Origin of the sequence: Novosphingobium nitrogenifigens DSM 19370, assembly GCF_000192575.1 — a bacterium.
Taxonomy (GTDB): domain Bacteria; phylum Pseudomonadota; class Alphaproteobacteria; order Sphingomonadales; family Sphingomonadaceae; genus Novosphingobium; species Novosphingobium nitrogenifigens.
In genome coordinates this window covers 215,527-237,256 of record NZ_GL876931.1, presented here as the reverse complement: position 1 = coordinate 237,256, position 21,730 = coordinate 215,527, and the positions used below count along the sequence as shown (strand labels likewise).

At 61.5% G+C, this 21,730-nt stretch carries 30 protein-coding genes; 24 read left to right on the top strand and 6 right to left on the bottom strand.

The window, feature by feature from the left end; genetic code table 11:
* From Y88_RS09095 to Y88_RS09085, 3 genes are all read left to right on the top strand, one after another.
* A partial coding sequence (locus Y88_RS09095) for a zincin-like metallopeptidase domain-containing protein (protein WP_232280992.1) occupies positions 1 to 213 on the top strand: 213 nt, incomplete at its 5' end.
* 104 nt (positions 214 to 317) lie between these two features.
* Entirely contained in the window at positions 318 to 641 is a 324-nt protein-coding gene (locus tag Y88_RS09090; RefSeq protein WP_008068553.1) for a hypothetical protein, read from the top strand.
* Between the two features lie 23 nt (positions 642 to 664).
* Positions 665 to 1,084 (top strand): hypothetical protein, encoded by a 420-nt coding sequence (locus Y88_RS09085; protein ID WP_050805626.1) that lies wholly within the window; start codon positions 665 to 667, stop codon positions 1,082 to 1,084.
* Here the strand turns inward: Y88_RS09085 and Y88_RS09080 are convergent.
* A complete protein-coding gene (locus Y88_RS09080; RefSeq protein ID WP_008068551.1) occupies positions 1,081 to 1,554 on the bottom strand; it encodes a MucR family transcriptional regulator in 474 nt (157 codons plus the stop codon). The genes Y88_RS09085 and Y88_RS09080 overlap by 4 nt on opposite strands.
* A 243-nt stretch (positions 1,555 to 1,797) precedes the next feature.
* Between Y88_RS09080 and Y88_RS09075 the strand changes: the two genes are divergently transcribed.
* From Y88_RS09075 to Y88_RS09060, 4 genes are read left to right on the top strand one after another with little or no spacing between them, the layout of a single operon-like run.
* Positions 1,798 to 2,148: a hypothetical protein gene (locus Y88_RS09075; protein WP_008068550.1), complete on the top strand. Its 351-nt coding sequence runs from the start codon at positions 1,798 to 1,800 to the stop codon at positions 2,146 to 2,148.
* Positions 2,149 to 2,171: 23 nt separating this feature from the next.
* On the top strand, positions 2,172 to 2,549 hold the full coding sequence (locus tag Y88_RS09070; protein WP_008068549.1) for a DUF3768 domain-containing protein: 378 nt from the start codon (positions 2,172 to 2,174) through the stop codon (positions 2,547 to 2,549).
* Positions 2,549 to 2,836 carry a hypothetical protein gene (locus tag Y88_RS09065; protein WP_008068548.1) on the top strand — a complete coding sequence of 96 codons (288 nt, stop codon included), beginning with the start codon at positions 2,549 to 2,551 and terminating at the stop codon, positions 2,834 to 2,836. Before Y88_RS09070 ends, Y88_RS09065 begins: the two co-directional genes overlap by 1 nt.
* 26 nt (positions 2,837 to 2,862) lie before the next feature.
* Positions 2,863 to 3,720: a DUF7146 domain-containing protein gene (locus Y88_RS09060; protein WP_008068547.1), complete on the top strand. Its 858-nt coding sequence runs from the start codon at positions 2,863 to 2,865 to the stop codon at positions 3,718 to 3,720.
* Positions 3,721 to 3,728: 8 nt separating this feature from the next.
* Here the strand turns inward: Y88_RS09060 and Y88_RS09055 are convergent, their stop codons facing one another.
* Positions 3,729 to 4,352, bottom strand: a complete 624-nt coding sequence (locus tag Y88_RS09055) for a plasmid pRiA4b ORF-3 family protein (RefSeq protein ID WP_008068546.1) — start codon at positions 4,350 to 4,352, stop codon at positions 3,729 to 3,731.
* Positions 4,353 to 4,450: 98 nt separating this feature from the next.
* On the opposite strand from Y88_RS09055, the gene Y88_RS09050 reads away from it, so the two are divergent.
* Positions 4,451 to 5,248, top strand: a complete 798-nt coding sequence (locus tag Y88_RS09050; RefSeq protein WP_157132619.1) for a GIY-YIG nuclease family protein — start codon at positions 4,451 to 4,453, stop codon at positions 5,246 to 5,248.
* Between the two features lie 76 nt (positions 5,249 to 5,324).
* Entirely contained in the window at positions 5,325 to 6,278 is a 954-nt protein-coding gene (locus Y88_RS09045) for a hypothetical protein (protein WP_008068545.1), read from the top strand.
* Positions 6,279 to 6,290: 12 nt separating this feature from the next.
* Here Y88_RS09045 and Y88_RS19385 read toward each other — a convergent pair whose 3' ends face one another.
* Positions 6,291 to 6,635 carry a hypothetical protein gene (locus Y88_RS19385; RefSeq protein ID WP_169333639.1) on the bottom strand — a complete coding sequence of 115 codons (345 nt, stop codon included), beginning with the start codon at positions 6,633 to 6,635 and terminating at the stop codon, positions 6,291 to 6,293.
* Between the two features lie 318 nt (positions 6,636 to 6,953).
* Between Y88_RS19385 and Y88_RS09040 the strand changes: the two genes are divergently transcribed.
* The 3 genes from Y88_RS09040 (at position 6,954) to Y88_RS09030 (ending at position 8,896) form a co-directional block, all read left to right on the top strand.
* Positions 6,954 to 7,790, top strand: a complete 837-nt coding sequence (locus tag Y88_RS09040; protein WP_036500702.1) for an IS5 family transposase — start codon at positions 6,954 to 6,956, stop codon at positions 7,788 to 7,790.
* A 32-nt stretch (positions 7,791 to 7,822) separates the two neighbouring features.
* The gene (locus tag Y88_RS09035; protein WP_008068542.1) at positions 7,823 to 8,203 is read left to right on the top strand and encodes a DUF736 domain-containing protein; all 381 of its coding nucleotides are present in this window, start codon (positions 7,823 to 7,825) and stop codon (positions 8,201 to 8,203) included.
* 243 nt (positions 8,204 to 8,446) lie between these two features.
* The gene (locus Y88_RS09030; protein WP_008068541.1) at positions 8,447 to 8,896 is read left to right on the top strand and encodes a DUF736 domain-containing protein; all 450 of its coding nucleotides are present in this window, start codon (positions 8,447 to 8,449) and stop codon (positions 8,894 to 8,896) included.
* A 64-nt stretch (positions 8,897 to 8,960) separates the two neighbouring features.
* Here Y88_RS09030 and Y88_RS09025 read toward each other — a convergent pair whose 3' ends face one another.
* On the bottom strand, positions 8,961 to 9,191 hold the full coding sequence (locus Y88_RS09025) for a helix-turn-helix domain-containing protein (protein WP_008068540.1): 231 nt from the start codon (positions 9,189 to 9,191) through the stop codon (positions 8,961 to 8,963).
* Positions 9,192 to 9,371: 180 nt separating this feature from the next.
* On the opposite strand from Y88_RS09025, the gene Y88_RS09020 reads away from it, so the two are divergent.
* The 5 genes from Y88_RS09020 to Y88_RS09000 all read left to right on the top strand — a co-directional run bounded on the left by Y88_RS09020 (position 9,372) and on the right by Y88_RS09000 (position 13,081).
* A complete protein-coding gene (locus Y88_RS09020) occupies positions 9,372 to 9,554 on the top strand; it encodes a hypothetical protein (RefSeq protein WP_008068538.1) in 183 nt (60 codons plus the stop codon).
* 530 nt (positions 9,555 to 10,084) lie between these two features.
* Positions 10,085 to 10,414, top strand: a complete 330-nt coding sequence (locus Y88_RS09015; RefSeq protein ID WP_008065144.1) for a single-stranded DNA-binding protein — start codon at positions 10,085 to 10,087, stop codon at positions 10,412 to 10,414.
* A 97-nt stretch (positions 10,415 to 10,511) separates the two neighbouring features.
* Positions 10,512 to 10,838 carry a hypothetical protein gene (locus Y88_RS09010; RefSeq protein WP_008068535.1) on the top strand — a complete coding sequence of 109 codons (327 nt, stop codon included), beginning with the start codon at positions 10,512 to 10,514 and terminating at the stop codon, positions 10,836 to 10,838.
* Positions 10,839 to 11,004: 166 nt separating this feature from the next.
* Entirely contained in the window at positions 11,005 to 11,628 is a 624-nt protein-coding gene (locus Y88_RS09005) for an NUDIX hydrolase (protein ID WP_018076144.1), read from the top strand.
* A 493-nt stretch (positions 11,629 to 12,121) separates the two neighbouring features.
* Positions 12,122 to 13,081 (top strand): DUF2493 domain-containing protein, encoded by a 960-nt coding sequence (locus Y88_RS09000; protein ID WP_008068532.1) that lies wholly within the window; start codon positions 12,122 to 12,124, stop codon positions 13,079 to 13,081.
* 130 nt (positions 13,082 to 13,211) lie between these two features.
* Here the strand turns inward: Y88_RS09000 and Y88_RS08995 are convergent, their stop codons facing one another.
* Both Y88_RS08995 and Y88_RS08990 read right to left on the bottom strand, forming a co-directional pair.
* Positions 13,212 to 13,601, bottom strand: coding sequence for a type II toxin-antitoxin system VapC family toxin (locus Y88_RS08995; RefSeq protein ID WP_008068531.1), 390 nt, complete (start codon positions 13,599 to 13,601; stop codon positions 13,212 to 13,214).
* A complete protein-coding gene (locus Y88_RS08990) occupies positions 13,588 to 13,860 on the bottom strand; it encodes an AbrB/MazE/SpoVT family DNA-binding domain-containing protein (protein WP_018076143.1) in 273 nt (90 codons plus the stop codon). The genes Y88_RS08995 and Y88_RS08990 overlap by 14 nt, the downstream gene beginning before the upstream one ends.
* A gap of 189 nt (positions 13,861 to 14,049) precedes the next feature.
* Between Y88_RS08990 and Y88_RS08985 the strand changes: the two genes are divergently transcribed.
* From Y88_RS08985 to Y88_RS08955, 7 genes are all read left to right on the top strand, one after another.
* The gene (locus Y88_RS08985) at positions 14,050 to 14,304 is read left to right on the top strand and encodes an antitoxin (RefSeq protein ID WP_008068523.1); all 255 of its coding nucleotides are present in this window, start codon (positions 14,050 to 14,052) and stop codon (positions 14,302 to 14,304) included.
* Positions 14,301 to 14,618, top strand: coding sequence for a type II toxin-antitoxin system RelE/ParE family toxin (locus Y88_RS08980; protein WP_008068522.1), 318 nt, complete (start codon positions 14,301 to 14,303; stop codon positions 14,616 to 14,618). Before Y88_RS08985 ends, Y88_RS08980 begins: the two co-directional genes overlap by 4 nt.
* 456 nt (positions 14,619 to 15,074) lie before the next feature.
* Positions 15,075 to 15,365, top strand: a complete 291-nt coding sequence (locus Y88_RS08975) for a hypothetical protein (protein WP_008068521.1) — start codon at positions 15,075 to 15,077, stop codon at positions 15,363 to 15,365.
* Positions 15,355 to 17,793, top strand: coding sequence for a type IV secretion system DNA-binding domain-containing protein (locus tag Y88_RS08970; RefSeq protein ID WP_008068520.1), 2,439 nt, complete (start codon positions 15,355 to 15,357; stop codon positions 17,791 to 17,793). The genes Y88_RS08975 and Y88_RS08970 overlap by 11 nt, the downstream gene beginning before the upstream one ends.
* A 3-nt stretch (positions 17,794 to 17,796) precedes the next feature.
* Positions 17,797 to 20,811 carry a MobF family relaxase gene (gene mobF, locus Y88_RS08965; protein ID WP_008068519.1) on the top strand — a complete coding sequence of 1,005 codons (3,015 nt, stop codon included), beginning with the start codon at positions 17,797 to 17,799 and terminating at the stop codon, positions 20,809 to 20,811.
* 113 nt (positions 20,812 to 20,924) lie between these two features.
* Entirely contained in the window at positions 20,925 to 21,515 is a 591-nt protein-coding gene (locus Y88_RS08960) for a nucleotidyltransferase domain-containing protein (protein ID WP_018076142.1), read from the top strand.
* A 52-nt stretch (positions 21,516 to 21,567) separates the two neighbouring features.
* On the top strand, positions 21,568 to 21,730 hold a 163-nt coding region (locus Y88_RS08955), incomplete at its 3' end, for a transposase (RefSeq protein ID WP_040702484.1).

Genomic DNA, 21,730 nt, shown 5'->3' with positions numbered 1-21,730 from the left:
CTGACCGAGCTAGGCGCCAGCTACCTGATGGCGGATCTGGGCATCACTTATACGCCTCGGCCTGATCATGCCGCCTACCTTGCAAGTTGGCTGAGCGCCTTGCGTCACGATCCCAAGGCAATTTTCAACGCCGCCGCGCAGGCGCAGGCCGCCGCCGACTGGATCCACGCGGCGCACAAAGCTGCGATTGCGCCTCTGGCGATTGCTGCATGAGGCGGGCTACAGCGCCCGCGCGCCTCTGGCCCGATGGCGCACAGGTTGCTTGTCGTCCATTGTCAGGCATTCCGCCTGCCGAATGGCTTCGGGCCTACACAGCCATGGTGGCGTCGATCCGCACCGGCATGGTTCGAGAGATGCGATCCTTCGCGCCCGTCCACCGCTGGCGCGGGACGGCGCAAAGGGTGCTGCTGCGCAATCCCTATGCCGACATCGGCCTGACCTGCTTCGACAAGCAAGCCGCTGTCTGGATCGGCGAGCGGATCGACCGTGACTACCGCATCCGCTGCGAATGGAGCGATGTCTCTGTGCCGGCCCGTCACTGGCTCGCCAGCATCGCGCCGACTTTTGCGGCCTGCGCCGAGCGCCTTGGCTTTGTCCCCATCGACACACCCATCGATCAGCCTTGGCTCGAAGCCGCCTGATCGCGTTCCTTCAGGAGATCCCTATGTCCCCCCGACTGCCTACCTCTGGCAAATGGCGCGAAGGCAGCCTTGGCCGCACCACTGCTGACTGGCCTTTCGATTGGGTTGCCGAAATCACGGCGATCGACCCTTTGACCCACAGCTACACCTGCATAGCCACGGTCCGGCAGGCCGGAACCCGCCGCTACGACGAGGCGCTATCCAACCTGCGCCTGATGACCCGAGCGCCCGCCATGTTCCGGATACTGCAAGCTGTCACCCAAGTGCTAGACATGAGCGATCCAGACCACGATGCCTTTGTCGATAGCGCCGCGGATTGCCTTGATGCGCTGCTTGAGCAGCAGGAACCCTTGCGGGCTCTGCTGAACGAATTCAGGACTGTGCAAGTGCCTGTGGCAGTCAATGATGTGAGTGACGCGTCATGCGACTCCGATTTGCGTTAGCCGTCAATCGCTACAGTCAGTTTCTTGCGCCGTGTTGCCTTCGGTTTGGGTGCAAGCGCAGACGCGGTTTCGACCACCGCCTTCGGCTTGCGGCCAAGCCCGATCTTCACCGCCAGTTCCTTGCGCTTGGCGGCATAGTCGGGCGCGACCATGGGGTAGTCGGCGGCCAGGTTCCAACGGGCGCGGTATTCGGCCGGGCTCAGGCCATGATCCGTCGACAGGTGCCGCTTGAGCATCTTCATCTTCGCGCCGCATTCGAGGCAGGCGATGGCATCGGCCTTGACCGACGAGCGCACCGAAACGGCAGGCTCGCGTTTCTCCTCCACCGGCGCGGGGGTCTGACCCAAGCCCGCAAGCGAGGCATAGACCGACTGGATCAGCAGGGGTAGTTGGTCAGCCGCAACGGCATTGTGGCTGACATGGGCGGATACAATATCGGCAGCCAGGGTCAGCAGCGTTTCGTCGGCCATAAAAATAACGCCCTCATCCATTCGGTGACAATTGTTTCATAGCGCAACTTTATGTGATCGCGATGATCCGGCATCCAGAAATCCCCCATAAATAGATTGGGGTTCCTCTCGAATTGATGGACCAATCTGCGCTTGCACCCTTTCTCGCAAGGTGCGTTCAATCCGCCGGACAATCAGGGTGTCAAAGAGTGGAGGTGGAGGCGGCGGTGCGAGCAATTCCGCTCGCCCGAAAGGTTACGCCTCATGCTCACCGACAGCGAACGCTTCGCCTTCACAGCCCGGCGCATTCACGGCTTTGCCAGCACCGGTAATGCCTATGACGCGACCCAGACCGATGATCGGATCTCCAGCGGCGACACGCTGCTGATCCTGCCCGAGGGCGTTGTCGGCGTGGCCCATTGCTGGCCCTTCGCCGTCACGCAAATGACGGGCAAACTCCACGGCGTTCAGCCGAAGGCGCATGAAGCGCTGGGCGATTTCGCTGCTGCTTTCAACATCAACACCGCCGACATCGAAGCCGCCATTGCGCTTGCCATGGCGCTCGGCTTCGCCATCGATCCCGCGCTGGCCGCGCTCATCGCGCCCATCGCCTGACGCCCATCCACCGGAGAACCATCATGCTGACCACCGCTACGCCGGCGGGCGCTGACGCGCGCCTGGAACAGATTGCCCGGCTCAATGACCGCACCCGCCTTGGCCTCGACCGCAGCGCTCGCGTAGTCATCACCCGCAATTGCCTCGAACGCCTGGCTGAGGCCGAAGGGGCGCCCGAGGAGACCATTGTCCTGCAAGCCCGCCTGATGGCGGCCTTTCGGCATTGCACCTTCTCGGAAGACAGCCCCGAGCGGGACTTTGCCGCTATCGAGTTTCTCGGCCGCAAGGTGTGGATGAAGATCGATTATTACGACGCGGCGATGGAGTTCGGCTCGGAGGATCCTGCCGATGCCTCGATCACCACGCGGGTGATGACCATCCTGCTTCCCGAGGATTACTGATGTGCGGGCAGCTTGTCGTTGACCGCGCCCACGAAAGGTTCGGCGCCGAGGTCACCATCGCCGACCTCGCGCGCCATTCCTTTCCCGACTTCAACTGCAACATCGTCCACATCTACGAGGTCTGGGCGCGACTTGAGGAGGACTGGCGTTTCGAGCTCGATCGCGATGCCAGCACGTTGGAATATGCCACGGGTGTATCGGCGCGCTTCAAGGACGGCTCGACCCTCCACATCAGCGCCTGGGCCGATTGCTGCGACGGCTCTGGCTGCCGCCATTGCCGCGGCTGAGCCTATCCTTTCAGGAGCCTTCGATCATGCGCTTTCAACCCACCGCTGAGACGCTGGCCATCGTCGCCCGCCTCGGAGGTCATTGGAATGGTCGCTATGCGCTGGTGCCGTGCCCGGCGCATGAGGATCGCACGCCTAGCCTGTCGATTCGGCAAGGGCGGCATTCGATCCTCGTCCATTGCTTTGCCGGATGCGATGGCGCGGATGTCATGCGGGCCGTCCGGCATGTGCTGGGGCATAAAGTCGGCAGCCAGCGGGCCTTGCCCGTGCCAGCCAATGACCGGCCCGCGCCGTTTCAGCACCTATGGTCCGAAGGGGTGGCGATCGAGGGGACACTGGCTCACCGCTATCTGTTCGAGATCCGGGGCATCAGCTTGAAGCCGCCTGATGTGCGGTTTCACGCTGCTTGCCCGATGGGGCGCGGCCCATCGCCCAGACGCCTGCCAGCCTTGCTGGTCGGCGTCTTCCGAGCGCAGCGCCTGATTGCCATTCAACGCTTGTTTCTGGACCCTGCAACTGGCCAGCGCACGCATCGCATGATGCTGGGCAACTCGCGTGGCGGAACCTGGCCTGCCAGCTTCGCGGGCGACACCATGCGTATCGCGGAGGGTTTTGAGACAGCCTGCGCCTATCGCCAACTTACAGGCCGCGAGGCTGGCACCTGCTTTGGTCTGCGCAACTATGCTGGCTTCGCCGTCGGTTCTGGCATCCGGCAGGTCGTCCTCCTGCCTGACAACGATCAAGAGGGAATGCAGGCGGCAGGCGCTGCGATCGCGGCGCGGCAATCGCCCCAGCAGCCCTCCAGGCTTGAGCGCTGCCCTTCTGGTTTCAACGATTGGGCGGATGCGCTTCGTCTGGGTGGCGGAGCCAGGACTGCGGCCTGACCATCAAGTCAAATTTGCCGCTGGCGGTAATCGCCGCGGCAGGCACGCATGGCTTTGCCGATGGCTTTGTTGGTCGCCTCAAGGTCGAAACGCTCTGGATTAAACTTCTTGCCGGCCCAGAGACGCATGGCTTTGTGCTCTTCATGCTCGGGGTCAAGCCATGCCTCCAAAAAGTCGGCATAGCCGGGGTATCCGCCCACATCTTCTGGCGGGCCTGCCCGCTCGCCGGTGGTGCAGCGCGGATACTTGACGCCGTCTTCCTGCTCGGCCCGGCACAATACGAGCTTGTGCTGCCAATCGTCGCCAAAGTCGTACTGGTAGGTGATCGTGAGTGTCGCATCGACCTCATAGGGAAAGGTCAGATCCTTGAGCTGGACTTCGGTCGCCTCGAACACCCGAGGGCCGTAGGAGGAATCCTCGATGGCCTCGGGCGCGCCGATGGTCAGGCCCCCGACATGGAACTGATGCAGGTGGCTGTCGGTCCACCCGAAGGCTGCCTGCAACACCTCGTGAAGCTGCGCAAAATTGAGATCACTAGGCAATTCCAGCGTGCGAGTGATCTCGGGCTCGATGCCGACAATCCGGGCTTCGACGCGAATGATGTAGGCGTAGGGATCATAAGGCTTGGACATAACTCAACATTGCCTGTGGCTGGCCATTGCTGCAAGCATGATGCGCAGCAAGCGCAGACCATAGAAAATACGCCCCTTTTGGCCTAATCTGAAAAACTATGGAACCCGACCGCCCCCTATCTCCACTGACTTGGCATCGCGGACCGAGATCGCAGTTCAATCTCGATCACGACCATGGACTTTATGCGCTGTTCTTACGCAACGGTGCTGAACTGAAAGGCATCACCCCCGGTGAAGAGGGCTTGCTCTACATCGGTCTTGCAGCGAACCGTAAGGGCCTCAAAGGTCGCTGCCATTTCAATGCGTCGACACGAAATCACTCTCCGCGAAAGAGCTTGGCGGTTCTGCTCATGGAGAAATTGACGCTCGAGCCTGTCTTGGTAGTGAAGCCCGCTTCTCGAAACACCTGGAGCTTGGCGCCGGCCTCCGAGCAACGGCTGACGGCTTGGATGCTGGAGAACCTGGAACTGGCGCCTTACCACTGCTCTTACCCGGAGCCCCTCGAGACAGAATTGATCGGGCGCTTTGCCCCACCGCTTAATCTCGCCAATTGTTTGCAATCGGCGCAACATCAGCGGATCTCGGCTGCCCGTGCCGATGTGCTCGCGAGGCTGGAGGGCGTAGCCCATCCTTTATCTGCTAATGAGCCAACATCAGGCTCGCCTATCAGCATGCCGATTCAGGCCGAGCGGCGCCCATCGCCAATTCGTTCGAGCCTGGACAGTGCCGAGGCCATTGCTGCTCACTTCGGGCTTAACCCCAAGACATACCGGCAACGCCTCCGCCAGGACATTGCATGGTATCAGAAGCCTCAAGTCTGGGCGTTTTCTCCGGGTAGCCAGGAATGGCACGATATGATCGCGGTAGCCGAGAGCATGGCCGGGCGATCTCGTTGAAGTCCTTGGCGGCAATCAGCAGGTACCAAAGGCGAGAGGGAAATGGCTGGGTGAACCCGAAAGGAGCCCAAGACCCATGTTCACCGTTCCCGAACTACCCGCGCCGGGCTCGCTTGCCGATCCCGGCTTTCTGGCCAGCGCCGCTGGCGAAAGTTGGATCGGGGCGCTGGCCGAGAAATTCCCGCACACTCGCTACTGGCGGGATCGATCCGATTGCTGGTCGCTCAAAAGCCTCAACGCCTTGGCTGCGAAGATCATCGATGCCCGCTATGACGGCAATGCCGTCGAGGAGGTCATGGAGGCCGAGTTCCCGCCCGCGGAGTTCGGCCAGACCTGGTATCACGAGGTCGCGCCCCAGTTGCGCTCGAACCTCGCAGAGGCTGGGCTGGATGACGATGACGATGCCATCGACGCCGTCCGCTATGCTTGGGAAGATCACGCCGCCGAGCGTGATGACAGCAGCGTGGCCGATCTCTTCGCCAGCTATGACCGGTGCGAATTGCTGTTCCGCTTCAGCGCCGAGCGCTGGCTCGATGATGCTCTGGTCTTCTCGCACCGCCCATGGCCCGAGACGAGCGAGCTGGCCATCACCGCCAATCTGCAATTCGCGCTGAACAACCTCGGCTACACTATCGGCGAGTTCCGCAAGGCCAGCGGCAACCGCCATCCGGCTCACAGCGCCTTGCCGCGCAACGCAAGGCGGCGGCGCACGCCGATCATCAGCCACGAGCAGCTTGCCGAAATCATCGACAATGCCTGCTCGACCTCATTCCTCTTCTGCCTCTACGCAATCGTGCCGATCCCGGAGCTGATTGCGCTCGACCTCAGCCGCCCCGTGACCTTCGAGAAATGCTGGGTGGCAACAATGGACCCGACCAATGGCACCTTCTTCGACGTGTCGGCCAACGGGCCGGTGACCGTGAAACCGGAGGACGGGCGCTTCCTGTCCGGCGGACATCTGCGCTGGTCGCCAGAGAACATTTGCGGGCTGCACACGCCCCACTATTATGCGCCCATTTCCAATCAATGAGCTTCAGGAATTTCAATAATCGTCTTCGTCGCTGCTCATTGCGTCGTTGAATTGCTCGACAATCGCCTCGGGGTCATTGTCCGCGTATCGTGTCTCAATCAGATCGATAATGTCGTCTGGATTGACACAGGCGTGCTGATTCTCAACCTCAATGACTTTGCCAAATGAAATGAGCGCAGGGGCAGGGTTGCTAAGTTGTGCCTTTTCTGCCCTCAATAGTACGTATAAGGCAGGGCCAGGTTCATTTAAGCTATTGATAAAATGTGAGGGATATGGATCATCCCGTTCGGCAAGCTCCTGGACATACTGTTCGAGAGATTGCTCTGGAGGGGGCGAATCTGGGCTTGATGCAGTCACTACGATACCCTTTGTTTCTTATATGGAACACAGTTCCATCGATAAGTGCTTTAGTTCCGGCCTGTTTCTAGACCAGTCATTGGGCTGCTATCTTGTCGTTCCAAGTTTCACTTGGCAATCAGAAACAGCCATAAAATCAGCCCGCGAGTGAAGCGGATGGAGGATGAGTGTCATGGGCGCAGGCGCCCAGAGACGCATCCAACCCTGCGGCCCACTGGAATGTAAGACGGGGCCCTTGCTAAGAGCCCGCCCCGAAAGTTGTTGAGCAATACCAGTATGTTGTGATTCACGCCTCTTTGCGAAGAGATGGAGTGAACGATGGCATGGACTGGTATTGCCCGGCAGGAGCATAGCCGAAAAGGATTGCGTTATTCCAGCGATATGACCGACCGGGAGTGGGCTTTGGCAGCGCCGTTCATCCCTGCGGCCAAGCGGGGAGGTCGGCGCCGGACAACAAACATGCGCGAAGTCCTGAACGCCTTGCTCTACATTGCGGCGAGCGGTTGCGCGTGGCGGCTTCTGCCCAAATGCTTTCCGCCGGTTTCGACGGTCCAACGCTACTTCTACGTCTGGCGCAACGCAGGCTTGCTCGAGGCGATGAACACGGTACTGGTCATGAACCTGCGCGAGATCGAAGGACGCGAGGCAAGCCCAAGTGCCGGTGTGGTCGACAGCCAGTCGGTCAAAACCACCGAAAGTGGTGGCCCTTGCGGCTATGACGCAGGCAAGAAGATCAAGGGCCGCAAGCGGCACATCCTGACCGACACCTGCGGCTTCCTCATCTTCATTCTCGTGCATACCGCCGATATTCAGGACCGCGATGGCGCCGTCGATGTGCTCAAGGCCGTGCGGCGGCGCTTCCCCTGGCTGCGCCATGTCTTTGCCGATGGCGGCTATGCGGGCGACAAACTCCGCGATGCCATCGCCGGTTCGGGCCAGTGGACGATCGAGATCATCAAGCGGTCCGACAAGGCCAGGGGTTTTCAGGTTCTGCCGCGCCGCTGGGTAGTCGAGCGCACCTTCGCATGGCTCGGTCGATGCCGCCGCTTGGCCAAGGATTGGGAAACAACCATCGCCTCGTCCACCGCCTGGGCCACAATCGCCTCCATCCGCATGCTCACCCGCAGAACCGCAAGATATTGCTACGCTTGGTGATCTTTCGAGTCAGGCACTAAAGGAAAACCTGCATGAACATCGGCACCATTCGCGCTAACGATCGCGGCGCGCTGACCGGCAGCATCACCACGCTCACCGTTGCCATGAGCTTCGGCCTGCGCGGCGTTACCTCGTACCATCCCAATGCCCCGCTTTACGAAATCTACACGCGCAGCCCAGCGGGCGCCGCCGTCCAGATCGGCGCGCTGTGGGAGCAGACCTCGAAGACGACCGGCGAATGCTTCCTGCAAGGCCGGATCGATGATCCTTCGATGGCGCGGCCGCTGCCGATCAGCGCCTTTCGCCAGAGCGACGGCAGCTACAGCGTCGCCTGGCTGCGCCCCCAGCGCCGTTCCGGCTTTCGTGTGTCGGCCTCGGCGAACGACAATCCCACTTATCTCGACGCGGCCTGACGGCTTGGCTGCGAAGCCTCGGGCGATGTTCGCTCGGGGGCATCATTCTCCTGCCTGCGGCGCTTGGCGTCATGTCGGGTTGCAGGCCTTGCTCGGCTCCGTCGGCGCGGCGCTGGGCGGCCACCGGGCGGGGAGGAGTTGAGGGGATTGAGGATGGGTGTCTGGGGCCAAGGGGCCAAAGACGCGAACCAACCTTCGGCACCCAGGACGCAAGAGGGTGTCGGGCCAGAGGAGAATACGGCCATGAATATCGGTGAACTGAAGCTCAACGGCGCTGGCGTTTACATGGGCAAGATCCAGACCGCTACGCTCGACCTCGTGGTGGGCTTGCGCCCGGTCAATTCCAGCAACGCCGCCGCCCCCAAGTATGACGTGATGGTCCGCGCCAAGAATGGCCAGTTCATCCCCGTCGGTGGCCTGTGGGAGAAGACCGCGAACAATGGCGGTGACACCTTCCTTCAGGGCCAGATCGATGATCCCAGCTTTGAAGCCCCGCTGTCGATCGCGCTCTTCTCGCAAGCCGATGGCGCGCTCAACATCGCCTGGTCGCGCCCGCGTCGTCGGGCGGAGGCTGGCTTCGCCGAAACGGCCGTGATGGGCGCAGCCAATGATGGCTTTGCCGCCGGTGCGGATGACCGCCGCGACGCTTCGCCCTTCGGCGATCTCGAACCGGGTTTTGCCAAGGCGGCCTGACGCCAACCTCCAGGATGCTTGTTCCTATGGGCGGCCCGTCTCACGACGGGTCGCCTATTTTCGTTCAATGCTCGGTGGGATCTTCGAGGTCGGGGCGAACCAGATCGACATGGCTGACGCCCAGCGCCAAGGACAGCTCATAGAGCGTGATGACGGTCGGATTGCGCCGTCCACGCTCCAAGCTGCTGAGATATTGCTGGCTGAAGCCAGAACGCTCCTCGACCTGCTCCTGAGTCAGACCTTGATCCCGACGCAGGCGCGCGAAATTCCGGCCAACCAGTTTACGCATGTCCATGCATGCAAGGATCGCGATTTACACACTTTGAGTTTATCAACTATAATATGTAATCAAGCCTCTCTGGGCATTTCGTCTCATCACGGGCCGACGATCATCATCAGCTCCGCTTGCGCAAGTTTTGTCACGCTTGTCTGATAACCGGTGTTTCCTCGACCGATCTGCCAAAGGCATCCTTCAATGACCGATCATCTTCAATCGCTTGACCGGGACGAGTATCAGGCGATTACCGCGACACTGGCCGAGATCAAGGCACGGCTCTTGGACGCCGGAGATCTGCTGGCAGCCATGCACATCGATCATGCTCTGCAATGCCTTGATCCCGAAAACCCCCTCAACCAGCAGGCTGCCGCTCAGGCCTGAACGATCAGCACTCAGCTTATACGCCTGTTGTGGCGGGTCCGCTTCGTCTCGAATGAGTGCAGCATCGCCGGTGACAACCAGTCGCCCTGCGGTGGCTGGCGAACGCCTGCCGGACTCTACGCCGTGGGTGTAATCCTGTGGGTCGGAGCCAAGCCATGCTCTGGACCTCTTGCCTGGCGACCATGAAACGGTGGCATGAAGCGAGTGCGGGCAAGCAGGCCCTTGGCAGCGCCAAGCAAGGCACCTGATTTCAGGGCGGCCCGACAGCCAAACACAACCTTGGTCGAACATCTCCGGGCAATCTGACCGGCAAGCCATCCCGCCAGAAAAGGGATGAACACTACGCCCGCGCGGGACCGTCGCAACCCCCAATTGTCGACCGAGTTACCTCCCTGCGGTCGGCGCCCGCACCACTCGAAAAATGGAGGTTTCCCTGCGCTGCGCTCCGGTGCGGCGGCCCCTCAATCGCGGGCTGCGCTTCAGTTCATCCCGGCGGGAAAGGCTCGCCGGTAAGATCTGGAGACATCGAAATGAACAAGGTTTTCCTGTCCGGCCGCATCACCTCCGACATCAGCCGCTTCGGCACCGACAGCAAGGGCGGCGTCAGCTTCACCCTCGTCACCAGCAGGCCGGTCATCAAGGACGGCCAGGTCGTCAAGGGCGACGATGGCTACGCCGAAACCTACGACCAGTTCCACACCATCAAGGCCTTCAACGGCCTCGGCAAGTCGATCGCCAACCACAAGAAGAAGGGCGACAAGCTGATTGTCACCGGGGAGATCCGCTACACCAGGAACGAGAAGGACGGGCGGACCTACTACAACACCGAGATCGTCGCTGACGAGATCGAGTTCATCTGACCCAGACGGGCGGGCCGCCCCAGCGATTTCGCAGAAATCGCGAAACAATGGCGGGCCGCCCCCAAAAATCGGACAAGCACCTTTCGGGAGCAAGCCCATGTTTTACACCTCGGCCTTCGATGAATTCGCCTGCGTCCCCTGCGGCATCACCGTCACCAACCCCGCCATGGTCGCCCGCATCCGGGCGCAATCGGCTCATCTCACCGATTACGATATCGCCGCGCATCTCGGCAACGCCATAGCCTCGTCCACCGACGCCGCGCACGGCCTCGCCTGGGAACAGAGCCAGTTCGGCGAAGCTCGCGCCGAAACCCTTGTCGATGCGGAATATTTCGACGACCTGGTCGCCGCCTGGAGCCTGGTGGCCAGCGAGCGCGGGATCGACAGCCTCGACGGTTTGCTCATCGATGTGGTGGTGCATTGAATGCTGATCGGTTGGGCACCGACAGGTGCCCAACCTACTTCCGTGACGGCGTTGCCACACCTTGTTCGAGATGTCCTCGCCGAGCTCCAGAGATTTGCGAACGCCTATCCCAGCTTGCGCGTGACCCGAAACATGCCATGTTCAACCGCTGCATCTGGAGGGTATTATGGAACCGCAATGGCTAACCTTTGGCAAGCGACTTCAAGCCATCGCATCGACGGGGATCCATTACTCACGTGATGAGTTCGACCGAGAGCGGTATGAAGAGATCGCTCAGATTGCCAATGAAATGCTTGCCACGCTGGGCAATGTTCCAGTCGAGCGGATCGAGGGGCTGGTTTCGGATTTCGCGCGAGGCTACGCGACACCGAAAGTTGATGTTCGCGGCGCGGTGATTGAAGATGATTCAATTCTCCTGGTCCGCGAACGTAGCGATGGGTTGTGGACCTTGCCCGGCGGTTTCGCCGATGTTGGCCTTTCCCCCGCTCGAAATGTCGAGAAGGAAATTCTCGAGGAGGCAGGGCTGCAAGTTGCCGCGCGAAGGCTCTATGGTGTGCGGCACAAGGCCGGATTGGGCTATCCGCCGGATGTTCGCGATTTTTACAAGATGTTTTTCCTGTGCGATCGGAATGGCTACGGCGATACCCGGCCGGGCGCGGAAACCGTTGAGGCTCGCTTCTTCGCCATTGACGATTTGCCACCACTCTCGCGGGCGCGGACCATCGAGAGCGATATAGCAGCAGCCTTTGCGTTCTCAGCGGATGCGGCGAGGCCGGCATTTTTCGACTAATAGCGGCAAGGCGTGAATGTCACTAGGCGCCTGCCCGCGCCCGCGCCTGCGGCACGGTCACCGCGCTCTATTCCGCCCGCAGGCGGGCTCCACCGAGCCCCGTTTGGGTCTCGGCCCATTCGGGTGACGATCGACTGGCGCGGGGCGCTTGGGGCACCGTAGCGTACCCCTGAAACCAACAATCTCTCTCTCTCGTAGTCCGAGTCTGGCAAGCTGGCCGGGCGCTTGTGCAAGGATGCGCGGTGCCCCCAATTTTGCGGCGGGCCAGCCCACCACAAAATCGGCTCCCCACGCCCCGCTGGCGCGGCGTCAACCGGGGTCTGGCAGCGCTTTGTGGTCGCATCGCTGATGCCAAAAACCGGTTCCCACTTTTTGGCGCGATGCTCCGGCGCAGCCAGCTTCCCGGCCAACGTCCCTGACAAGCTGGTCCAGCTCGCCCCCTGACCTCCCGTCATCACGAGGATGACGAACAAGAAGCCTTCTGGAGGTCACCATGACGCAAGCATTCGCCAATTTCGAAGCCCTCTCTGCCTTCTACCGTGAGCAGATCGAAGTCCCCGGCTTTGACACTGCCTTCACCGAGCAAGGCAGCATGGCGCAACTCTCGGTTCACGACGAACCCGCCGCCACCGACATGCCCGACCCGCAGGCCGCGCGCGGCGCGATGGAAATGGTCATCGGCACCGTCTTCGATCTCTTCCGCGGCACCCGCATGGAGGAATTCGGCCAGGACATCGTATGGGGCATCGTCAACAGCTTCCACGTCACCTCCCAGCGCATCGAGAAGCGGGAGGACGAAGCCACCAGGAAGCTGGGCGACATGGCCCGCGCCTTTGACCCTTCCGAAATCTACGCCGTCGAACTGGAAGAAACCCAGCGCATCGCCCAGACCCTGATGGACTGCCGCGAGGCGATGGAGGCCATGCGCGACTACGCCGGCGAGATCTACCGTGTCGAAACCGGCCGCCCGTTCTCGACCGTCAAAGGCACCCGCGTTTCCTCCGGCCTGACCGCCAGCCAGATCGAGGCCCGCGATTTCCTCGCCGCCCGCGCTGCCAAGCGCCGCGAAGACCACGCGCCCACTGGCCCGGTGGTGATCTTCTCCGGCGGCACCGACTGGCACGACCACGAACTTCTCTGGCAGGCTCTTGATGAAACCCACGCCCGCGTGCCCCACATGCTCCTCGCCACCACCGCCCAGCACAAGGGTTGCGACCAGATCGCTCACGCCTGGGCTGCCGCGCGCGGCGTCAAGACCGTCCGCTTCACCCTCAACCGGGCACTGGGCAAGCGCGCAGGCTTCGTTCGCAACGAACAACTGCTGAATTTGAAACCGGTCCACGCCATCATCTGCGAAGGTTCGGGCCTCCAGTCCAACCTCTTGAGCCGCGTGCGTGAGGCAAACCTGCCCCATCACGCTTTCGCCCAGCGTCACCAGCGCGCCGCTGCCTGACGTTTCGCCAGTAATCCGGGGGAGGGCGCCGCATCAGCGGCGTCCTCCTTCTCTTTTTCCGATGGCAGGAGGCACGCGGACGTAGGGGCGGGGCAAGCCCCACCCCGGGCCCACGCGCCTGATCGTGCGATCAAAGCAGCAGGACAGGGACCCGGGAAAGGCCTTTGGCGCGTTTGGCCAGTTTACGGTCAAAGGTCACAAATTCGCGGCAATGACCAGACCTTGCCAGATGGAGAGCATCGGCAAAATCCATGCCTTGTTCCAGTCCTTCAAGCGCCATGGCAACCTGTTCCGGCTCTTCCATGGTCAGGCCCGGAAGCCCGCCCAGCGCGCGCAAGGCGTCCACGATCTGCGGAGCGGTAAAGTCATATCCGGCACGCAATACCCATTCTGTCTCAAGCACAACACTCACGCCCAGAAACGTCTCTCCACCCAACACAATCTGGCGGGCGGCTTGAGCCTGATCAGCATCGTCAGCCACCAGCAGGCGCACCACGACATTGGTATCAATCGCGCGCACGCCGTTTGGCCTCCTCGGCAATCACGGCATTCATATCGTCAACCGACAAAGCAGGCTTGCTGGAATGCAACCTGCCAAAAACATCCTCGATGCTGGTTGTCGCGAAAACCGGCATGGATTTTAGCAGAACCCCGTCGGGCGTATCCTCGACGATCAGCTTGGTACCAGCGGACCAATACCGCTGGTCACGGATCGCCTTGGGCAGAATAACCTGCCCCTTGGTGGACACGGTGGTCGTAATCCGATCCTGTATGCCCATGGCATTATCCCTTGGTAAGACGAAAGTAAGATAGATGATCTTGCCCCATTCCGCAAGCCACCTGAACTCTTGTCGAGGGCCAGAGGTCTATCCGTGCGGCGCGCCTGATCCAAATCTACTGGTGATGAGGCTGGCCACAAACCCACATTTGCGGTAATGATGCTTTGTTGTAGCCGCCAAGAGGTCGTCATGAGCCGCCTGACCATCGACATCACCAGTCAACAGCATCAGAGCCTGAAGGCGCTGGCTGCCCTGCAAGGCAAGACGATCAAGCAATATGCGCTCGAGCGTCTGTTCCCCGCTGATGCGAGTGGCGATCAGGCTTGGCGCGAATTGCAGACGCTGCTGGGCGAACGCATCGAGCAAGGTTTGGCTGGTCAGACCTCGGCCTTGAGCATCAGTACCATCGTCGATGAGGAACTGGGCACGAGCCAAGCCTCTTGAGCCACGGTTACGTCCTGACAGCGGCGGCCGAGGCTGATGTCCGGTCGATCGTCCGCTACACCCGCCAGCATTGGGGCGATGCGCAAGTTCGCGCCTATATGGCCAAGCTCGAGCAAGGCATCGCTCGTCTCGCGCAAGGCTTGGGCTCCTACCGTGACATGAGCGATATGCATCCCGGCCTGTGGATGGCCCGCTGCGAGCATCACTATGCCTTCTGCCTTAAGCGCGACATCGATCCACCGCTGATTGTCGCCATCCTGCACGAGCGGATGGACCTCATTCAACGGCTCGGTGACCGGCTGTCCTTGGTCTGAATTGCCATGATGCGGATGGCTGGTCGGCGCCTAGGCCGCAGCCAGGAACCCGGTGACCAGCAGACATCCTCAAGCGTCCACGGACAATCTTGAATGCCCAGTTCCTGATGGAATTTTGGGCACACCGAACGCGGCTCAACCGCTCGGATAAGGGGTGGCCTATGATAGATAAGTTATATGAAATCAATGATATAGTCAAGTTATTCCGCCTCCGGAATTGCAAGAATGCGAATTCCGCCGGTGGAATAATAGGCCCTGTGCCGGCCTATAGCCGCCTATGTTGAGGCGGGCTCCTTATAAAGCATTGATATAGAATTTAATTTTTATTCCGCGGGCGGAATGGCCCTTCAGCCCAGATTCCACCTGCGGAAGGCCACCCGCTTGCGCAAGGCCCGCCAGTAAGCTAAACATCGCTTTGCGATAACCGGACCAGGCTTCTCCTAGTGAGGAGCCGTTGTGACCAAACTGATCCAATGCGGCCTGAGCGTCAGCCCGCCGCAATACGAGCGCATCAAGCGGCTCGCCCAGCAGCATGGCCGTCGTCAGTCCGAATGTGTTCGCTCGATGATCGACTTTGCCTTGCCGCTTTTTGAGCTTGGCCAGAAGATCGACTTCGCCCGCCTTGTCACCATGCTCGAGTTCAACACGCTCGCGCTCGACACGCTGGTGCAGAGGGCTGCGCCCGAGGAGGCGGACCGCCTGCTCGACCTCGCCATCGAACATGCGCAGACCTACCATGGCGCGTGATGGCGACATCCGTTTCGACCGGCGCCCCGTGGCCGTCGAGCATGAATCGGCGCGCGGCGAGATCGTCCGCAACGTCGGGGCCTTCACCCGTGGTTCGCAGCTTATCCGCCTGCGCTACATGATGATGATGGAAGGGCTGCGCTGGCCGATCCTGGCAGCGGTCCTCAGCTTCAGCCTGCTGCTTGTCCTGCTGCTGGCCCTGCTCATGCGCGAGCATGAGGTCCAGCTCGTCGAGATGCGGCTCTTTGCCGATTTTTGGAATCTGGTCGATCTCGACCCCGGCCACAGCGTCAACCTGACTTTGCCTGACGACAGCGTGGTGCCGATGACCATCGGCGACGTGCCCGATTATCCCGACGTCGCGCAGGCCTGGACTAAATTCATGCGCTGCATGATCGTGGCTTTGGCCGGTTCGCTGTTTTTCAGCGGCCCGCTGGCGACATGGTTCGTGCGTCTGTCGCAGAAGATTGGCGTCGACATCTTGAAGGAGCGCCACGAGCGCGGTGCCATGCTGGTCAGCGCCGCAGTGCTGGCGGGCGAAATCGATGCGCACAATGCCGCCGAATTCGCCGCCGAATTGGCCGAGCGCCACCCCACCATGGCAGCCGACCGTGTGGCTCGCGCCACCATCACCGAGCGCGTCGCTTTGGGGCTGCATGTGCCCTATGCCATGGCAGGGATCGCCTATCCCTGGCGGCTTGAGCAGACCCACGCCATGCTCATCGGCACAACCGGCGCGGGTAAAACGACGCAGCTTCGCAAACTGGTGACCGAGGCCCGGGAGCGCGGCCAACGCTGCGTGGTCTTCGACCTCACGGGTGCCTTTGTCGAAGCCTTCTACGAGGAAGGGCGCGACCACATCCTCAACCCCATGGACCAGCGCTGCCCGCCTTGGACCATCTTCAACGATTGCCAGAACTACGCAGATTACATCTCGGCCGCCGCCGCGCTGATCCCCAGCGATGGCGGCAATGCCGAGCCTTTCTGGGCCATGGCGGCGCGCACGCTCTTTGTCGAAATGTGCGTGAAACTCGCGGCCTCTGGCGAGACCACCAATGGCGCGATTGCCCATCACCTCATGTCGGCTGACCTCAAGGCCGTTCACGCCAAGCTCGCCAACACCATCGCGAGTCCGCTGACTGCCACTGAGGCGGCGCGCATGGCGGAATCCATCCGCGCCGTGTTCAACACCAATGCCCAGGCGATCCGATTTCTGCCTGATCCAGTGCCGGGAGAGCGGCCACCGTTCTCGATCCGGCGCTGGGTGCAAGAGGAGCCGGTTCCAGGCTCGATCCTGTTCATCACCTCGACCCATACCGATCTCACTCTCAACCGCGCGCTTCTCACCCTCTGGATGGATCTGGCGGTCAATGCGCTGATGGGCATGCCGCGCACCCGTGATCTGCGGATGTGGTATCTCTTCGACGAGGTTCACGCGCTCCACCGGATGCCGGCGATCGAGCATGGCTTGCAGACCGGCCGCGGCTTTGGCGGGGCCTTCGTGCTGGGGATGCACAGCTTTGACAAGCTCGCCGAAACCTATGGCGAGGAAGGCGCGATCAACCTTGCCTCTTTGGCGCGCACCAAGCTGATCCTCGCCACCGCTGACAAAAACACCGCCGAGGTTTGCTCGAACTTCATCGGATTCCGCGAGGTGCGGGAGACCGATGAGGCCTATTCGATCGGCGCGAGCCGATCGCGTGATGCGGCCACGATCACACCGCGCACCGAGGTCAAGCCGCTCGTCATCCCCGACGACATCATGAACCTGCCGTCCCTCCACGGCTATGTGAAGTTTCCCGAAGGCTTTCCGGCCGCACGCATCCGCCTTGTCTGGCGCGACTATCCCAAAATCGCCGAACCCTTCCTGCGCAAGACCGACATGCAATTGGCTGCCTACGCACCGCCGGGAGATGGCGATGAAGAAGCTACGGGCGGTGATGGCGGGCCGGCACCTGTCGTTGGGGCAGCCGAGCAGGCGATGACCGAGCCGGAGACCGAACAAGATGCTCGGCAAGAGAATGGTGAGCGCCAGCCAACCGATGCGATTGATCCGCGCGAGATGACCTCGGCGGAGGTCCAGGCCGATACGCGCGCTGAAGGGAAACCCCAGACCAAGGCTGAGGACGATGCGCAGGCCAATGCCAAAGATGCTGGCCATCTGCGCGGCAGTTTGCGCCGCCCAAGATCTTCCCCGATGCGGGAGGGCTCCGGCCCAGCGCGCGAGGAGAGGGGCAAGGATGAACCGTCGTCATTGGCAAAGTCCAATACCCCGCCATCCCCCCAGCGCCGCGAGCAGCAGATCACCATCGAGGAGCGGACTGGCCAGTCCTTTACCGATCCGGCCGAGAAGCATGGCCACCGTTCGGCCAGTGAGGATCATGAGCCATCGCCCGATCTTGGCGATGACATGGATATGGGATTCTGACCCGTGCTGTCGGTTGCTTCGGTGCGTTCGGCGGGCGGCGCTGCCAACTATTTTGCCAAGGATGACTATTACGTTGGCGAGCACGCCAGCGAGGTCAGTGGCTGGGGCGGAAACGGCGCCGCCGAACTCGGTCTTTCCGGTGAGGTGGAGAAAAAGGCCTTCGAGGATCTCCTCAAGGGCCGCTTGCCCGATGGCGAGCAAATCGGCGACCCCGAAAGGCGCCGAGCTGGCATCGACCTGACCTTCTCCATGCCAAAGTCCGCCAGCGTCCTGGCATATGTCGCCGGCGACAAGCGCCTGCTCGCCGCCCATATGCAGGCGGTTCGTCAGACTATGGGCTGGGTCGAGAAGACCTTCGCCGAGGGGCGGACTTACGGCGACAATCCCAAAGGCGATCCCATCCGCACCGGGCATCTGACTTTTGCCCTGTTCCAGCACGACACGAGCCGCAAGCTCGACCCGCAGGCGCATATCCATGTGGTCATTGCCAATCTGACCAAGGTTGCGGGCAATTGGCAGGCCCTGTTCAACGATGAACTCTGGAAGAACAATTCCCTTATCGGCAGCGTCTATCACGCATCCTTGCGGGCGATCGTCGAAGACCTCGGCTATCAGACCCGTCAGACCGGAAAGCACGGCCAGTTCGAGATCGAGGGCGTACCTGGGGACGTTCTCACGGCCTTCAGCCAACGGCGCGAGGACATCCTTGCCAAGGCTTCAGACCTTGGGCGCGATGGCCGAAATCCGGAACTCATGCGCGAGATCACCAAGCGCACCCGTGATGACAAGATCAATCTAGACGATCGCGATGGTCTTCGCGCGGAGTGGGGGGAGCGGGCTGCGGCGTTGGGGTTTGATGGCAAAGCCGTCGTTGCCGGGGCGGAGGCGAGAGTGGGGCTGCCAGCGCATAGGCCTTTCGGGGCCGCGGCAGTGCGCCATGTGATGGAGGCAGCGGCCGGTTGGGCAGAAGCGCTGCGCGAATGGCTCAAGCCTGGAGATCCGTTGCTCACGGGGGGCTTTGCCCGGTTGGGACTGTCCTCTGCTGAAGTCGGCGCCGAAATGGCGGTCGCTTCTGCGATCCGCATATTGGGGCAACGTGAGGCAGCCTTTCCGATCCACGAGGTCTCCCGCACAGCGCTGAATCTGGGCCTTTCAGGCGTGACCATCGAGCACGTCGAGGCGCGGGTCCAGGCTCTCGCGCACAAGGGCCTGCTGATCTTTGGCAGTGTGGGCCGCCCCGATGGGACCACCACCCATGTCACGACACCCGAGCATATCGCGCAAGAGCGGCGCTTGCTCGAAGGGCTCGATGCCGGGCGTGGCAGCGCGCCGATCATGCTCCCCGCAGATCAGGCCGCCATCCGCCTCCAGCAGCAAGCCGGTTTGCGACCGCTCAATGAGGAGCAGTTGGGCGCCGGCATCATGGCGCTGTCCAGCAACGATCGTGTTGTGGTGATCCAGGGTGTGGCCGGGGCGGGCAAGACCACGCTCGTTTCGACATTGGCCGAAGTTGCCCGAGGCGAGGGGCGGCAAGTGCTCGGCCTAGCGCAGGCCAACACCATGGTGGAGATGTTGAAAGGCGAGGCAAGGATCGAGGCGCAAACCGTCTCGTCTTTCGTGAATCAGCATTTGCGCGCGGCTTTGGAAGGCCAAGGGGCAACCTTTGACGCATCCCGCGCCATGCTCAAGGGCACAATACTGATCCTCGATGAGGCATCGCTCGTTGCGAACAAGCCGATGAACGATCTGGTGACCATCGCCAATCGTCTGAGCGTGGATCGTCTGGTGATGATCGGAGATCGCGCTCAGTTGCAGCCGATCGATGCTGGCAAGGCCTTCACCCTGATCCAGCAGCACAGGCCCGCATTGGCCGAACTTCAGACCAGCCAGCGGCAAAGGACCGAGACCATGAAAGCGGTCGCTGCGCTCACCCGATCGGGCCATTTCGCGTCTGCCTTCAAGGTTATGGGGGATCGCGTCGTTAGCGCGGGGTCCGATTTTAGGGAAGCGGCGGCTCGCAAGTGGCTGGAACTATCGGCCGAGGATCGTGAGCGAACCGCGCTCTATGCCTCCGGCCGTGAAAGCCGCGCGGTGCTCAACGCGCTGGTGCAGGAAGGCCTGAAGGCCGAGGGTTCGCTCAGCGGAGAGGGTCTGGCCATCGCCCGCCTTGAAAGCCTGCATCTGACCCGCGAGGAACTGCGCTTCGCCCAGAATTATCGGACCGGCCAGGTTCTGGAAGTGATCGGCAAGCACCGGCCCGCTGGTTTGGATGCCGGCACCTATGACGTGATCCGCGTTTCCACCAAGGGTGTCGTCAGCCTGCGCGACAGCGAAGGACGGACCATCAAGTTCAGCCCCGATCGCCTTGATGCCAGCGATAAACATGACAGCCTGGCTCTCTCCCAGCGCGAGAACCTGGTCCTCTATGAAGGCGATCGCATTCGCTGGACTGCCAATGACAAGCAGCGTGGTCTGCTCAATTCCGCGCAAGCGCAAGTTGTTGCCATCACACGTGAGGGTGTGGAGGTGCGGACAGGTGACGGTGTGAACATGTTGCTGCCGCATGGCGACCGCATGCTGTCCCGTCTTGGCCTCGCTTACGCGATCAACATGCATCAGGCGCAGGGCATGACGACTGACAATGGCATCGGCGTCATGCATTCGGCCGAGCGCCATCTCTCCAACCAGCGCCTGACCCATGTGATGGCTACCCGCGTTCGCGATGAACTGACCATCTTCACTGATGATCGCGACGCCATGCTGCGCGCGGTCGAGAGCAACGCTGGGGACAAGGCCAGCGCGCTTGATCATGTAGGCAAGGCTCCAAGCGCAGCATCACCAGGCAGCCAAGGCCGAGACAACGAGGCACCGGCAAGGGCTGGTGATGGCGAGCGCAATGTCACTTTCGCGATCGATGGTTCGACGGTCCGCAGCCGGCCAGAACGGCAAGCATCGACCGTGCAGCAGCCTAGGCAGCCCACCATCGGCCCCGAAAAATCGATGGAGTTGGGACTGTGACCCGGGCCGGCGTCATGTCGGCCGCTCTGCCGCGGGCGGGGCCTCCCCATGGGGGAATGGTCCCACGCCTGCTCAACTCTGGGTAGTGTTCTCACTGATACAAAGGATGATTTATGCGAATTTCTGCGAAAGACACGATCTGCGGCCTACGTCCAGCCACGCTCAAGGAGCTGCTGGCGAAGGACGATTTTACAACCCCTTATGCGTTCAAGAAGCTCGGGCTGGATGTGCGTGAGACTAGCCAAACTCTGATTGACTTGTGCGAGGCGGGATGGATCCGCTTCGCGGGCACCTGGGATTACATTGATCACTGGACGGTCACGGAAAAAGGACATCGGTTGTTGGCAACTCGCTTGGGAGCTCGTTTCCCGCGTGAAGAGGGCCGCCGCATCGTTCAGGAGGTCGTCAAGCTAGCAGGCGCCATCAACCGCGAGCCGGGACGGTCCCGGCGCATCAAAGAGATCCGCCTCTTTGGAAGTGTTCTCACCGGTTCTGATGATGAGACTGCCGGCGATGTCGATCTCGTCGTTCTGGTCGAACGCCGCCTGCTGCCCAAAGAGATTTTGGGGCAACTGGAGCAGGCCGAGCGGCAATCAGCCCCTGCTCATTTCGACCATGTTGATCAAATTCACTGGCCGCGAACCCAGATCCTGCGGCAATTGAAAAGCATCTCGCGCAAAATTTCCCTGCACGGGAATGAATAGCCCCTAGATTTCTGGACGCCTTTTATCCTAATTTTGAGGACAGGAGGCGACGATGGGGAAGCCCAATTTCAGCGATGAGTTCAAGCGTGATGCGGTGGCCCAGATCACCGAGCGCGGGTATCGGGTAGCGGAGGTTTCTGAACGGCTCGGCGTCAGTCAGCATTCGCTGTACGCATGGAAGCGGCAACTGGCGAAGGCGGTGTCTGGCGATGCCT